The sequence below is a fragment of the Solwaraspora sp. WMMA2059 genome, assembly GCF_027497315.1.
Lineage (GTDB): Bacteria > Actinomycetota > Actinomycetes > Mycobacteriales > Micromonosporaceae > Micromonospora_E.
In genome coordinates this window covers 4,064,774-4,077,441 of sequence record NZ_CP114908.1, presented here as the reverse complement: position 1 = coordinate 4,077,441, position 12,668 = coordinate 4,064,774, and the positions used below count along the sequence as shown (strand labels likewise).

Sequence of the window (12,668 nt, the reverse complement as noted above, 5' to 3'; positions counted from 1 at the left end):
GTTGCGCGTGAAGTGAACGCAGCCATGGGTACGGCCGATCTCGTCGGCTACTCCGGGAAGCCTGGCCTTCGCTCCGGATAGCGGCAGCACCGTCACAGACCGAGATTTGGTCTACGCCGGACTCGTGTCAATACCGTCAACTTAACGTGTCTGGCCTGGTCAGGACCCACAACCTGATCTTGGTGCGGGGTGGTAAGGGTTTCTTGTAGTCGTCTGTCTGGCGGGGGTAGCGGCGTCCGGGTTGGCGTTGTTGGCGGGCGAAGCTGCGGATGCGGGGCGTGGCCGGTAGGAGGTTGCGTTCGTCGGTGATCTCGTAGATGACGTCGGCGACCAGATCGGCCAGGTCGTCAGGGGGAAAAGGCCGCGTCGTCACTGACGTGACGCGCGGCTGCCTGCACGGTGCGGGTGAACGATATGCGGTCGGGGTCCAGGTCGGCGTGTTCGGCACCGGCGACGATCAGCGCGCGGATGGCCTGGTAGACGCAGAGCAATGCGTAGACCTCCTGGTAGACCAGGTCCGGGCGCCCGGACCGCGGGACGACCTCGGCGCCGCCGCGCAGCCGGGTCTCCACGTCACCGATCGCGGTCTCCAGGGTCCACCGCTCGTGGTAGAGCTCGGGGAAATCCCGCAGGGGGTAGGCGTCCGGGTCGAGCAGGGTGGTGACCAGGCAGAACAGTTCGCTGACCTCACGGTTGCCGTGCTCGTCCGGCTCGGATTCCACCGTGTACTCGATCACCCGGACGCTGATGCCGGGGATCTGCTCAGGGGGTACCTTCGTCTTGCGGCGGCGCAGCCGTCGTGCCTGTTGCGGGTCGGCGATCCTCGACACATACGAGCCGTCGGCCAGGACCTGCAGCACCGGCAGGTCCACCCCCGCCTTGACTCGCAGTACCGCGTGCGCGTTGGTGGCCACGATCGCGGTCAGGTCCTCGTACGACAGGAAGTTACGGTCGGCCACGACCACGTCCCCGGTTCCCAGCCGTGGCCACAACGTGCGGGCCAGGTTCTGCTCCCCGGTGGCCAGCACGCCCACGGCGGCGCCTTGCAGGCAGCGGGTACCGACCTCGGCCAGCGCCACCACCCGGACCTGCGGATACCTCACCGGTCCGGCCGAGTTCGAGGGCATCCCGAAACGCGCCGCGTTCTCCGGCGTCCGAGCCACGTTCATGGTGAACCCGTCGGCGGCCAGCTTCCGCAACCCATGGAAGTACGCCCACGGCGCCGCGGCCGCGTCGGTCACCATCGGCCGCATCGAGGTCGCCAACACCCCCTGCATCGCCTCCGGCCCCAACCGCACCCTGGCCTTGGCCAGCGCCGCCGCCGACGGCTGCATCCCCACCTGCCGCCGCATCCGGTACCGCCGGGCCCACGACAGCCCACCCAGCAGCTTGTTCCACACCTCCACGTACGCGCTGTCGAGAAACAACACGCACGCCATCACGTAGTACGCCATCAACCGAGCCGGCAGCAGCCGATGCCGCTGCTCCCGCGCATCCCACTCCTCGATCGCCAGATCCACCGACTCCGGCGGGAACGCCGCCGTCAACACCCCGACCCCCACCAGATCCGGCAACCGAACCCGCGACCCCGCCTTGACCTGACCAGCCCTCGCCACGAGCAGAGATCATAGACCGCCCCACACTAAGTTAACGGCATTGGGACTCGTGTCCATGGTTCCGGTTTCGGTGACACCCGAAGAACCGTACTGCTCCGCGACTCAATCTCAGTTTAAATCCGGCGCGGTTTTCGTGTGCTCGGGGACGGCATCATCTCGCTGGTGCTGGTACTGGCAAGCTGGGTTTCAATCCGGCGCGGTTTTCGTGTGCTCGGGGACCACACTTCCAGCAGCCGTCCCTGTCGGGCCGCAAGGTTTCAATCCGGCGCGGTTTTCGTGTGCTCGGGGACAGTGAACGGAGAGCTGGACCACGGGGGAAGAGTGACATGTTTCAATCCGGCGCGGTTTTCGTGTGCTCGGGGACCGTGTCCGAAATGTCGGGCGGTCTGACCTGGGCAAACGGGGGGCCTGGAGGGCAACCTTCTGTTGATCATGATCTTGGTAGTGGCTCAGATGATCTCTATGAGGCTGGTTTTCGCAGCTCGGGGGCAGTTTGGGATCTTTCCGCCAACCTCCCCCGGATCCCGGGCGTGTCGGAGGTTGCCGCAATCGACATTTCACCACAACTCCGGCACCTAATCTTGCGTACATCGATGCGTTGTCTGTCCTCAACGGATGCTGCTGGCTCGGCGTGGCTGTCTCACCTCCGTCCGGATACCTAACGACAGGTCGATGTGGAAATTGTCGCGTACCCGGTCGTCTCCGGCAAGGGGGAGCAGTTGTCCGTTGTGCGCATGCTGCGGTTCGTCAAGCGGAGTTCGCCGTGGCCAACTCCACTACCTCGGTGGCGGTCTGGTAAGTGTCGCGGGAGGGCGGTGAGATCAGGCTTTGTCTGGTCCGGGCAGGAGGTATCTGGCCTTGCGCCGGTGGGCGGCTTTGATCATCTCGGTGACTTCGATCGGTTCGCCGGCCCGGGTAGTGGTTCGCTTCGACGGCGATCGGCTGGTTGGCGGTGACGAACACGCCGACGCCGGACTCGCCACGGACGAACCCTTGCTTCTTGAGGATGTTGAGTGCGCGTTGGGTGGCGAGGTTGGAGACGCCGTACCACTGGCAGAGTTGGGCTGTGGAGGGCACCTTGTCGCCGGGTGTGAACTCGCCGGTGAGGATCTGTCGGCGCAGGTCGGCGGCGATCTGGCGTTGGCGGTCGCGTACGTCGTTGGCGGCAGTGTTGTCGGGTTGGTTGGTCATGCGGGTGGGGCCTGCATTTGGTAGGTGTGGCCGGTGGAGCGGCTGGTCACGGTGTGCATGACGGCGTACTCGACGGGTTGGCCGGTGGCGGCGCGGCTGATGCGGGTGAGGACGAGGAGTGGTTCGTCGGCGGGGATGTCGAGGAGTTGCTGTTCGTGGTCGGTCGGCCGTCGTGCGGTGACGTGTTCGGTGACCTGGCGGGGCGCGAGTCCGAGGTCGGTAAGGACCCGTACCGCGCCGCCTTTGATCTTGCGGTTGCCGGCGAGTGGGGTGCCGGCGGCGATGGACTCCGGGTAGTAGGAGTCGGCGAGTTCGACGGGCCGGTCGTCTTCGAGGATGAGGCGGCGGCGGACGACGGCTCGTTCGCCGGCGGCGAGTCCGAGCGCGCGTCTGACCTGTGTGTCTGCGTCGACGGTCTCGACGCCGAGGAGCTGTTGGGTGCCGACGTGTCCCCGGGTGGCGGCCTCGGCGGACCATGCGTCGTGCTGCTGCGAGACGAGGTACGGGTCTGAGCTGCTGGTCCAGCCCTGGTCGGTCATGGGGCCGGTGCTGGTGCGTGGGCTGTTTCCCAGAGGTGTTCGACGTGGTTGGCGTACTGGTCGAAGAGTCCGCCGGGTCCGCGGCGGCGGATGTGCAGGGTGGGGGAGGCGTGTCCGAGTTGGTCGGCGAGGTGGGTGCTGACCAGGGCTTCGTCGTCGAAGATCCAGACGGACAGGCTGATGTGGCGGTCGGTGTGGCGTACCTGTGGGGTGGGTTCGATCTTGGCCAGTTCGGCGGTGGTGATGTCGATGCGGGTGGAGATCGACAGGGCGGCGTTCTCGATGCGTTCACGGTCGCGGGTGACGGGTGAGTCTTTGCGTCCGAGGAGGAAGCGCAGGTCGAGCCCGGATGCGGCCTTGCTCCGCAGCGTGGATGTGATGCCGGGGACCTCGGTCCAGAGGAAGTACGAGGTGTAGCCGGCGCACCAGATGCGGGACGTGGCGCGGTGGACGAGATCGTTCCACAGCTCCCGGGGGACGGCTGAGCGCGTCGGCCACGCGGCGCGGATCTCCCGGTAGTATCCGCGTTTGACCAAGCCGGACCAGATCACGTCTTCATCTTCTCTCAACACCTGAGCGACCTGCGAGCGGTGGCGGGGGTGAGGTACGCGACCGCCGAGCCACCGGGCGACGGTCTTGGGGTCGACGCCGATCTTGCCGGCCAGGGTCGCGGGTGTCATGCCGGTTCGGCTCATCGCGACGTGCAGCGCTGTGTTCATGGTTGATCACTCCCGGGACGTTTGTGAACGTCCCTAGGCTACCTGACGCAGAGGTCCCGGCATCTCCTCCACACAGGAAGAGTCCACAAAAGATCCTTCAAACGCCCTTGATCCGCGATGGAGAGAGCCGTGAACAGGAACCAGGTTCCCGACAACAGGTATCAACGGACCCGACAACCCATGGTCAACGCGGGTCCGACGCCGGACCGGCCGCCGTTGCCGCGACGGACGCCGGGGCAGACGGACATCGGGCGGGACCCACGGTTCCGGCTGCTGGCCGCGCGTGCGGTGGCACCCGCGCCGGATGCCGGGCGTCCAGCTCTCGACGCCGAACGGGCGGTGCTGGACGAGGTGGCGGCAGACATGCGGAACCGGCCGGACGTCGACGTGTTGGACCGTGCGCGGGCGACGGTCACCGAGCACATGCCGAGCCGGTTGGCTGAGTGTCGGGTGTGTGACGTGGCGGCGTTCTGCCCGCCGTTCACCAACGCGTTGGCGGTGTTGGACCGGTGGGATCAGGTCAAGGCGCGTCGGGTGCGGGCGGTGTTGCAGTACGCCGGACTCTGGCCAGACGGATACGTCCACGACGGGCGGGACGACTGATGGCCAACGGGGAACTCCTGCGGGTCGGTGACACGCTGCATCTCGGCAAGGCCGACTGGGTGTTCGGCGACCGGTCGATGACGGTCCGGGTCTCCGACATCCGGTACGGCCTGGACGACGCCGATTCCCCGGTGGCCGGCATCCTCGCCACGATCACGTCGGCCGGGCGGGACGGGCGGATGGCCGCGATCGGCGTCTACAAGAGTGCCCTGATCCGCTCCGGCGTGGTGCAACGCCGGCAGCCACTCAACGGCGTCGACCATCCCCACTCGTAGAGAAGTCAATGAGGATCATGGACATCTGCGCGTTGACGAGCGCCGCGTTGCTCGGTTTCCTCGCCGGGCTGTTCTCATTCCGAGTGAAGAGCCGCTGGTGCCCTCGGTGCGGCGAGCTGACCACCACCCCACCGCCCGCGAGGTGAGGCTGGCGCACCTCAAAACGCGAGATGACGTGCGTCAGCCTCACCTCGCGGCTGCGGCAGCGGAAGGCCGTTGAGCATGTGACTGCCTCCGGCGCTGGCCACAGGAGGTGACCAGCGCCGGAGGCTAACTAGGCGAGGCTAAACAGGTGAGGCGAATGGTCAGTGTTTGTCGGCGCAGCATGGGGTCGGGTCGGGCAGCTCGAACGGCCCGATCCGCCCCGGTCCGACCGGAGTGGTGATCAACGTGAGCACTCCGTTGATCCACTGCGGCCGGACGAAGTCCCGGGTCTGCACCGGCGTCTCCGGCTCCGGAACCGCGCCGCCGAGCATGATGACCTGCTCGATCGCGCTGAGTTCGAGCAGCTCCGCGACGGTGAGTGTGCCGACCAGACGGTCGACCCCGGGGTAGCGCACTGCCCGCCCGGACCGGCCGGCCCGGTGTTCGTCGGCGGCGAGCTCCGCCGCCGGGACCAGATCGGCCGGGGTGGCGGGCAGATCGGGCAGCCCGTCGGGGGCGGCCAGACTGATCGCCACGTGCGGCCTCGGCGTCCGCACCAGATGGGTGCAGGCGACGAGGTCGGGCAGGTCGGCCACGCCGACGACGTCGTGCAGCCAGTGTTCGGCGGCAGCGTCGTCGGCGTGCCCCAGGCTGATTCCGATGACTGTCACGGCGGTGGCGGTCAGGATGGCAGGACCCAGATCGGGTTGCCGTAGAACCACAGGTCCAGCCACGGGTCGGCGTCGCCGAGCACGTCCATCGCCGGGCCGTGCGGGTCGACCGCCGCACCCATCAGACCGGGCGCGCTGCGGTTGCCGTCGGTGCCGCGGACCCGGACGTACATCGGTCGGTCCACCCGGCCCAGCGGGTAGCTGAACGACACCCGCTTGCGGCCCGGCTGCACCTCGAACGAGGCGGCGACCCGGGTGGTCGGGGCGGTGAAGGCGTCCTGGTCGGTGACCGGTCCGGTGACGTCGCCGACGATCAGGTCCACCCGAGCCAGCTTTGGCACGAACTGCGCCCAGTTCGGCACGGTCGCCAAGTCGATGTCGAGGGTCACCACGACCGACGTACCACTCTTGATCTTCAGCGTGCCGCCGAGCGTGGCACCGGCACCCGGCCGCTGGTCGTTGAGCCGGCGGACCCGCATGTCCAGGCCCCGAATCAGACCGCCGTGGTCCACCCAGACCCGGCCGGCCCGGATGGCGTCCATCACCGCGCGGTAGCCGAACGCCTGCGCGCCGACGTGGGTACGGCTGTACTGGCCCGGCCAGAAGTCACCGGCGGTGGTGATCAGCGGCCCGTACACCGGGTCGTTGTACTTGCCGTTGGCGTTGAAGTCGCTGTCCGGCCCGCGCATCGACGTACCCAGGTAGTTGATGTGCGAGTCGGAGTTGGCGCTGATCCACCACGGCTTGCCCTCGGCGAGCAGGCTGTCCCACAGCCCGCCCACGGTGGAGGTCATCCAGTCGAACCCGCCCCAGGTGCGGTAGCTCTCCAACGGGTAGCCGGGGAACGACGCCGCCGACGGGCTGCCCTCGTAGTAGCCGCGACCGCGACCCGGGCCGTTCGGCGCCGGCAGGCTGGACGCCTGGTGACCGGGGGCGCCCTCCATGCCGACCGCCACGGTCGGGTCGGCGTCGCGCCAGGCCCGCACCTCGTGCGGCGAGTCGACGCCCCGCCGGGACGGGTGGTTGGCCAGGAACAGCGCACCGCCGATACGGCGCCGACGGACCTCGTCACCGAGGAACTTGATGCCGGCGATGGCGAGCGCCTCGTTCTCCGGGCTCGGGTTGCTGGTGCCGTTCACCGAGCCGTCGTAGTCGGTCTCGAACTGCTTGAGTACGGCGACCTCGTTCGGCCCCGGCTGGACGAAGACCGTGCCGTGCTCGGCGGACGGGATGTTCCACTCCAGGCCCTGGTAGATCAGCAGGTCCTTGATTTCCTTGCGGGTTTCGACGATGTCCGGGTTGACCTTCTCCACCCCGATGCGGGAGTGGGTGGCGTTGCCGTGGTCGGTGATGACGATCCAGTCCAGACCGTACGCGCGGGCGTGCTTGGCCTGGTCGACCACCCGGTACATGGCGTCCGAGCTGTACTGGGTGTGGATGTGGTGGTCGCCGGCCAGCCAGACGAACTCGCCGTCGTTGGCCTGGCCGCCGCCGGTGCCGCCGCCGTTGTGGTCGTTGGCCGGTGCGGCGTGCGCGGCGTGTCCGCCGGCCAGCACCGACGACGCGGCCGCGCCGGCACCGAGCAACCCGGCGTTACGCAGGAAGGTACGCCGGGACGCCTCGGTCGGCGACAGTTCGGCGTCCGGCACCGACAGGTCGAGTGGTGCCGGTACGTCGGCACCGGTCGCCGCGTGGTCGTGGTGGTGATGGTGGTGGTGGTGTCCCATCCCTGTTCCGCCTCCCAGATCAACTTTGTCGCGGTCAATCTCGTGGAGGTGGGGAAACAGCAGGCGACGTGCTGCCGTCGTTGCGGCGCACGTGTCGTGAAGGTGTTGCCATGTATGCATCTGTGGCATCTGGCGTGACCTGCTGATCTTTGTGCCGGGGGGTGGCCGGGCCAGGATCAGCCGATCACCGGGCGGAAGACCCCGGCGGCGAGACTGACCGCCAGCGACCCTCCGGCTGCGATCGCGGCACCGGCGACCAGAGCCGCGTCGGCCGCCCCGAACCGTTGCCGCCGGGCGCTGGTCCGGGGGATGCCGGCGTCGAACCCCCGGGCGTCCATCGCGGTGGCCAGCCGGGTGCCCCGGCGGATCGCCAGGACCAGCAGCCCGAAGGCGGTCGCCGCGAACAACCGGAGCCGGCGCACCGGGTTGCGGCCCGCGTCGATGCCCCGGGCCCGGCGGGCCATCGCCAGCAGCTGCCACTCGGCGGCCAGCATCGGCACCAGCCGGAACGCGGCGAGCGCCCCGATCGCGAACCGGGGCGGGGCCTTGACGTTCTGCACCAGGGCGTCGGCCAGGTCGGTCGGGTCGGTGGTGGCGAAGACCAGCACCCCGGGCAGCGCCACGGCCAGCAGGCGCAACGCCAGCCCGAGTGCGGTGACCAGTACGCCGCTGGTGACCAGCACCGGGCCGGCGGCGAGCAGCACCGGGCCGGTCCGTTCGGCGGCGAACAGCGTCAGGGTGACCAGCACACCGGCGGCGCTCAGCAGCAGCGGCGCCATTCGGCGCAGCAGGGCACGGTAGCCCAGCCCGAACAGCGGGACCACGGCGAGCTCGACGGCGATCGCGACGGCCGGCGCCAGCGGGTCCAGGGTGGCCAGCAGCAGCACCGAGAAGACCAGCGCGGCGGCGAGCTTCGCCACCGGGTTGCGGCGGGCCAGCGGCGCCGTCTTCTTGGTGCCGTCCGGTTCGCCGATCACAGGGTCAGCCGCCGGCCGGCTCACAGGGTCAACCGCCGGTCGGCGAGGGCGGCGACGAGGTCGACGTCGTGGGTCACCGTCACGATCCCGTGCCCGGCGTCGCGCAGCTCACCGAGCAGCGCGACCAGTTCGAGCCAGGTGCGCCGGTCCTGGCCGAACGTCGGCTCGTCGAGCACCAGCAGGCGGGGCGCGGTGGCCAGGGCGGTCGCCACACTCAGCCGCCGCGCCTCACCACCGGACAGGGTGTACGGGTTGGCAGCCGCCAACCGGTCCAGCCGCAGCCGGTGCAGCAACTCGTCGACCACCGGCGCGACGGCCGACTCCGCCAGCCCGCAGCGGCGCGGGCCGAGGGCCAGCTCGTCGGCCACCGTGGTGGCAACGAACTGGTGCTCCGGGTTCTGGAACACGTTGCCGACCCGGCGGACCAGCTCCGGTGCCCGCCACCGGTGCGGGACCGGGCCGACCCGGCCGTCGCCGGTCAACGCGGCGGTGGCCCGGACCGCTCCGTCGGTGGCCGCGACCAGCCCGCCGAGCAGCAGGGCCAGCGTGGTCTTGCCGGCGCCGTTGGGCCCCAGCACGGCCAGTGCCTCGCCGCCGCGTACCGGCACCTCGTCGGCGAGCGGGGCGAGCCGGGGCACCAGCCCGACCCGGTCGGCGATCAGCAGCGGCTCACCGGCCGGGGCGGCGGAACCACCGCGCTGCGGCAACGGCTGGTCCGGCACCCAGACACCGTCGGCGGCCAGTTGCCCGCCGTACCGGTCGAAGATCTCGTCCGGCTTGCCGTCGGCCCGCACGCCGCCACCGGCGGACAGCACCACCACCCGGTCGACCAGCGGCAGCGCCTGCGCCACCCGGTGCTCGACGATCACCAGCGTGGTGTCCCGGTCCCCGTCGAGCGCCCCGGCGACGGCGTCGCGGACCAGGTCGGCGCCGGCCGGGTCGAGGTTCGCGGTCGGTTCGTCCAGCAGCAGCAGACCCGGCCGCAGGGCGAGCGCCCCGGCCAGGGCCAGCCGCTGCTGCTCGCCGCCGGACAGCGCGGCAGTCGGCCGGTCCCGGCCGTAGCGGAAACCGACCCGCGCCAGCGCGGCGTCCACCCGTGGCCAGATCTGCTCGGCCGGCACCCCCCGGTTCTCCAGCCCGAACGCCACGTCGTCGCCGCTGCGCGCCATGACCAGCTGGCTCTGCGGGTCCTGGAAGACGATGCCGACCCGCTCGCGGGCCTTGCGCGGGTCGAGCCCGTCGACGGTGACGGTGCCGGCCTGCTCGCCCGAGTCGGCCGGCAGCAACCCGGCGATCGCCGCCAGCAGCGTGCTCTTGCCGGCCCCCGACGGCCCGAGCAGTAGGACCCGTTCGCCGGCGTCGACGCTCAGCTCGACGTCACGGACCGCCCAGGCCCGGCGGCCGGCGTGCCGCCAGCCGAACCCGCGCAGCTCCAGCCGGCTCACGACCCGGCCGGCCCTGGCCGGGTCACACCGTGGTGCGGTCGCGGCCGGCGGGGAACCGGTCGAGCACCCCGGTGCGGGCCAGTGCCCGGGTCAGCGCCACGCTGCCGGCACCGGCCAGCACGATCGCGCTGACCACAGTGACGATGAAGATCGGAATCCGGAAACTGACCAGGTCGTACGGCGCGTAGTAGCGGATCTGGTCGAAGATCGCCGCGCCGAGCCCGGCGGTGGCCCCGGCGGTCAGCGCCACCGGCAGCCGGAACGAGCGGTACGCCACCGCCAGGAACACCAGCTCGGCACCGACCCCCTGGGCCAGCCCCTGCACGATCACCACGGCACCCCACTGGCTGCCCAACGCCGCCGAGACGACCGCTGCGACCAGCTCGCAGAACAGCGCGGCCCCCGGCTTGCGGATCACCAGCGCGCCGAGCACAGCCGGCACCAGCCACACCCCGTACAGCACTGCCTGAGCGGGCGGGAAGAAGGTGAACGCGGCCTCGGTGGCGGTCCAGATCAGTCCCCACAGCCAGAAGACCACCCCGAACGCGACCGCGATCACCGAGGCGACCACGATGTCGACGGTCCGCCAGCTACGGTCGGCGGGCATAGATTGCTGCGTCATACGTCGCTCCAACTCCCTGCGCTGGCATTACCCAGATCAGGTTCGAGGGTCTGCGGGACTCCCCGCACTCTCAGCGCTGTGTGCGCTCCCCTGTGGGACATCAGGTTGTGCCACTGACGCTAGCACCGGTGGCACCGCACCGACAGTGGTCGAGTCCCGGTGTGGTGGCGGGCACCCCTGCGCGGGTTATCGTGAACTGCCCGCCTTCAGACCAGCGAGGGGACCAGCCCGCCGTGACCGCTGCCGATCGCACCGCGACGCGTCGGACGCGCCCAGGCGACGACATCGACTGGGCCGCGCCGGCCGACGACGACCTGCCCGGGTCCGGCGGCGCCGCCGGACCGCCCGATGGCCCGCGGCCACCCCGACGCCGGCCGTTCGGTGGCCGGGTCGGCTCGGTGGAGGTGCTCGCCTTCCTGCTGATCGGGCTGGTGATCTTCCGCGAGCCGTTGGCCAACCTGATCTCCGACCCCCGGCTGCAGACCTGGACCACGGTCTTCGTGTCGGTGATGGTCCAGGCGATGCCGTTCCTGGTCTTCGGGGTGGTGCTCTCCGCGGTGATCGCGGTCTTCGTACCCAGGTCGTTCTGGGCGAAGGCGCTGCCGAAACACCCGGCGCTGGCGGTGCCGGTGGCCAGCGCCGCCGGGGTGGTGTTGCCCGGCTGCGAGTGCGGTTCGGTGCCGATCGCCGGGTCGCTGATCCGGCGGGGCGTCGCGCCGGCCGCCGCGTTGGCCTTCCTGCTCGCCGCCCCGGCGATCAACCCGATCGTGCTGGTGGCCACGGCGGTCGCCTTCCCGAACAACCCCGAGATGGTCGTCGGCCGGGGTGTCGCCAGCCTGCTCGTCGCGGTCGTGATGGGCTGGCTGTGGCTGCGGCTGGGTCGCACCGACTGGATCCGCCTGCCGCACCGCCCCGACCTGGACGACCTGTCCCGGGCGCGGGCGTTCTGGGCGGCGGTCCGGCACGACATCATGCACGCCGGCGGTTTCCTGGTGATCGGCGCGATGGCCGCCGCCAGTATCAACGTGCTGGTGCCGGAGCGCTGGTTGCAGACCCTCGCCGACAATCCGGTGCTGTCCATCCTGGCGCTCGCCGCACTCGCCGTGCTGTTGTCGATCTGCTCCGAGGCGGACGCCTTCGTCGCGGCCTCGTTGTCGCAGTTCTCGCTCACGTCACGGCTGGTCTTCCTGGTCGTCGGCCCGATGGTCGACCTGAAACTTGTCTCGATGCAGGCCGGCACGTTCGGGCGCAGATTCGCGTACCGGTTCGCTCCGGCGACATTCCTGATCGCCATCGTGGTGGCGGTCGCGGTGGGGACGGTGCTGCTGTGAACAAACAGGCTCAAGGTGTGGTGCTGCTGCTGCTCGGTGGCGCGGTGGTCCGGGCCAGCGTCACCGACATGTACCTGCGGTACGTCAAGGAGGCGCTGCAGCCGTTCCTGATCGTCGCCGGCCTGCTGCTGATCGCCGCAGCGGTCATGACGCTCTGGCACGACCTGCGGCGTCGGTCGACACCGGCGCCCGCCGTCGTTGCGCATTCCGGGCACGATGCGCATTCCGGGCCCGGCGACGCCGCCGACGACGGGCATGGCCACGCCCATCACGAGCCGAGGGTGGGCTGGCTGCTGATCCTGCCGGTGCTCGGGCTGCTGCTGGTCGCCCCGCCGGCGCTGGGTTCGTACGCCGTCGCGCAGGCCGGCACCGCGTTGAGCAGCGAGCAGGCATCGTCGGACTATCCGCCGTTGCCGGACGGCGATCCGGCAGAGATCAGCGTGCTCGACTACGCCTCCCGGGCGATCTTCGACGAGGGCCGGTCGCTGGACGGGCGCAACGTACGGCTCACCGGCTTTGTCACCGACGGCCCGGACGGTGAGCCGATGTTGGCCCGGATCGTACTGTCCTGCTGCGCCGCCGACGGCCGGCCGATCAAGGTCGGGATGGACGGCAGCGCTCCGACCGGGCTGCCGGCGGACACCTGGATCGAGGTGGTCGGTCGGTACAGCGACCGGATCGGCACCGACCCGGTGAACGGGGCCAGCATCCCCTATCTGGCGGTCGAGTCATGGCAGCAGATCGACGCCCCCCGGCAGCAGTACGAGTAGAGGTTTCCCGCTGCGGGGTCCGGGGCACATTGCCGATC

The 12,668-nt window shown here is 70.1% G+C and carries 15 protein-coding genes, 1 CRISPR repeat array and 1 riboswitch; of the genes, 5 read left to right on the top strand and 10 right to left on the bottom strand.

All coding sequences use genetic code 11. The features are described from left to right. Nucleotides 1-136: 136 nt before the first annotated feature. The 5 genes from O7553_RS18585 to O7553_RS18565 all read right to left on the bottom strand — a co-directional run bounded on the left by O7553_RS18585 (nt 137) and on the right by O7553_RS18565 (nt 4,065). A complete protein-coding gene (locus tag O7553_RS18585) occupies nt 137-373 on the bottom strand; it encodes a hypothetical protein (protein ID WP_281550650.1) in 237 nt (78 codons plus the stop codon). Next, nucleotides 348-1,616 (bottom strand): IS4 family transposase, encoded by a 1,269-nt coding sequence (locus tag O7553_RS18580; RefSeq protein ID WP_281550990.1) that lies wholly within the window; start codon nt 1,614-1,616, stop codon nt 348-350. Before O7553_RS18580 ends, O7553_RS18585 begins: the two co-directional genes overlap by 26 nt. Nucleotides 1,617-1,727: 111 nt before the next feature. After that, a CRISPR array of direct repeats spans nt 1,728-1,982; the repeat unit is 36 nt; unit sequence GTTTCAATCCGGCGCGGTTTTCGTGTGCTCGGGGAC. A 381-nt stretch (nt 1,983-2,363) separates the two neighbouring features. Then, nucleotides 2,364-2,807, bottom strand: coding sequence for a winged helix-turn-helix domain-containing protein (locus tag O7553_RS18575; RefSeq protein ID WP_281550989.1), 444 nt, complete (start codon nt 2,805-2,807; stop codon nt 2,364-2,366). Next, complete coding sequence (locus O7553_RS18570) at nt 2,804-3,346, bottom strand: UTRA domain-containing protein (protein ID WP_281550988.1); 543 nt, start codon at nt 3,344-3,346, stop codon at nt 2,804-2,806. Before O7553_RS18570 ends, O7553_RS18575 begins: the two co-directional genes overlap by 4 nt. Beyond that, nucleotides 3,343-4,065, bottom strand: coding sequence for an XRE family transcriptional regulator (locus O7553_RS18565; RefSeq protein ID WP_281550987.1), 723 nt, complete (start codon nt 4,063-4,065; stop codon nt 3,343-3,345). Before O7553_RS18565 ends, O7553_RS18570 begins: the two co-directional genes overlap by 4 nt. Nucleotides 4,066-4,194: 129 nt before the next feature. Between O7553_RS18565 and O7553_RS18560 the strand changes: the two genes are divergently transcribed. From O7553_RS18560 to O7553_RS18550, 3 genes are read left to right on the top strand one after another with little or no spacing between them, the layout of a single operon-like run. After that, nucleotides 4,195-4,668, top strand: a complete 474-nt coding sequence (locus O7553_RS18560; RefSeq protein ID WP_281550986.1) for a hypothetical protein — start codon at nt 4,195-4,197, stop codon at nt 4,666-4,668. After that, on the top strand, nt 4,668-4,943 hold the full coding sequence (locus O7553_RS18555) for a hypothetical protein (protein ID WP_281550985.1): 276 nt from the start codon (nt 4,668-4,670) through the stop codon (nt 4,941-4,943). The genes O7553_RS18560 and O7553_RS18555 overlap by 1 nt, the downstream gene beginning before the upstream one ends. A gap of 8 nt (nt 4,944-4,951) precedes the next feature. Further along, the gene (locus O7553_RS18550; protein WP_281550984.1) at nt 4,952-5,089 is read left to right on the top strand and encodes a hypothetical protein; all 138 of its coding nucleotides are present in this window, start codon (nt 4,952-4,954) and stop codon (nt 5,087-5,089) included. Nucleotides 5,090-5,248: 159 nt separating this feature from the next. Here O7553_RS18550 and O7553_RS18545 read toward each other — a convergent pair whose 3' ends face one another. From O7553_RS18545 to O7553_RS18525, 5 genes are all read right to left on the bottom strand, one after another. Next, nucleotides 5,249-5,758, bottom strand: a complete 510-nt coding sequence (locus O7553_RS18545; RefSeq protein ID WP_281550983.1) for a hypothetical protein — start codon at nt 5,756-5,758, stop codon at nt 5,249-5,251. An 11-nt stretch (nt 5,759-5,769) separates the two neighbouring features. Next, entirely contained in the window at nt 5,770-7,485 is a 1,716-nt protein-coding gene (locus O7553_RS18540) for a PHP domain-containing protein (protein WP_281550982.1), read from the bottom strand. 176 nt (nt 7,486-7,661) lie between these two features. Next, nucleotides 7,662-8,462: an energy-coupling factor transporter transmembrane component T gene (locus O7553_RS18535; RefSeq protein ID WP_281550981.1), complete on the bottom strand. Its 801-nt coding sequence runs from the start codon at nt 8,460-8,462 to the stop codon at nt 7,662-7,664. A gap of 20 nt (nt 8,463-8,482) precedes the next feature. Further along, nucleotides 8,483-9,907, bottom strand: coding sequence for an ABC transporter ATP-binding protein (locus O7553_RS18530; RefSeq protein ID WP_281550980.1), 1,425 nt, complete (start codon nt 9,905-9,907; stop codon nt 8,483-8,485). 22 nt (nt 9,908-9,929) lie between these two features. Continuing rightward, nucleotides 9,930-10,529: an ECF transporter S component gene (locus tag O7553_RS18525; protein WP_281550979.1), complete on the bottom strand. Its 600-nt coding sequence runs from the start codon at nt 10,527-10,529 to the stop codon at nt 9,930-9,932. Beyond that, a riboswitch (TPP riboswitch) is annotated at nt 10,526-10,631 on the bottom strand. (Overlaps the previous gene by 4 nt.) A 131-nt stretch (nt 10,632-10,762) precedes the next feature. Here O7553_RS18525 and O7553_RS18520 point away from each other — a divergent pair. Then, nucleotides 10,763-11,860 (top strand): permease, encoded by a 1,098-nt coding sequence (locus O7553_RS18520; RefSeq protein ID WP_281550978.1) that lies wholly within the window; start codon nt 10,763-10,765, stop codon nt 11,858-11,860. Beyond that, nucleotides 11,857-12,630: a TIGR03943 family protein gene (locus O7553_RS18515; RefSeq protein WP_281550977.1), complete on the top strand. Its 774-nt coding sequence runs from the start codon at nt 11,857-11,859 to the stop codon at nt 12,628-12,630. Before O7553_RS18520 ends, O7553_RS18515 begins: the two co-directional genes overlap by 4 nt. The last annotated feature ends 38 nt before the right edge of the window (nt 12,631-12,668 follow it).

Coding starts and splice junctions, on each gene's coding strand:
- O7553_RS18565 (WP_281550987.1), bottom strand. CDS start 4,065: ATGAACACAGCGCTGCACGTCGCGATGAGCCGAACCGGCATGACACCC.
- O7553_RS18570 (WP_281550988.1), bottom strand. CDS start 3,346: ATGACCGACCAGGGCTGGACCAGCAGCTCAGACCCGTACCTCGTCTCG.
- O7553_RS18525 (WP_281550979.1), bottom strand. CDS start 10,529: ATGACGCAGCAATCTATGCCCGCCGACCGTAGCTGGCGGACCGTCGAC.
- O7553_RS18540 (WP_281550982.1), bottom strand. CDS start 7,485: ATGGGACACCACCACCACCATCACCACCACGACCACGCGGCGACCGGT.
- O7553_RS18575 (WP_281550989.1), bottom strand. CDS start 2,807: ATGACCAACCAACCCGACAACACTGCCGCCAACGACGTACGCGACCGC.
- O7553_RS18555 (WP_281550985.1), top strand. CDS start 4,668: ATGGCCAACGGGGAACTCCTGCGGGTCGGTGACACGCTGCATCTCGGC.
- O7553_RS18550 (WP_281550984.1), top strand. CDS start 4,952: ATGAGGATCATGGACATCTGCGCGTTGACGAGCGCCGCGTTGCTCGGT.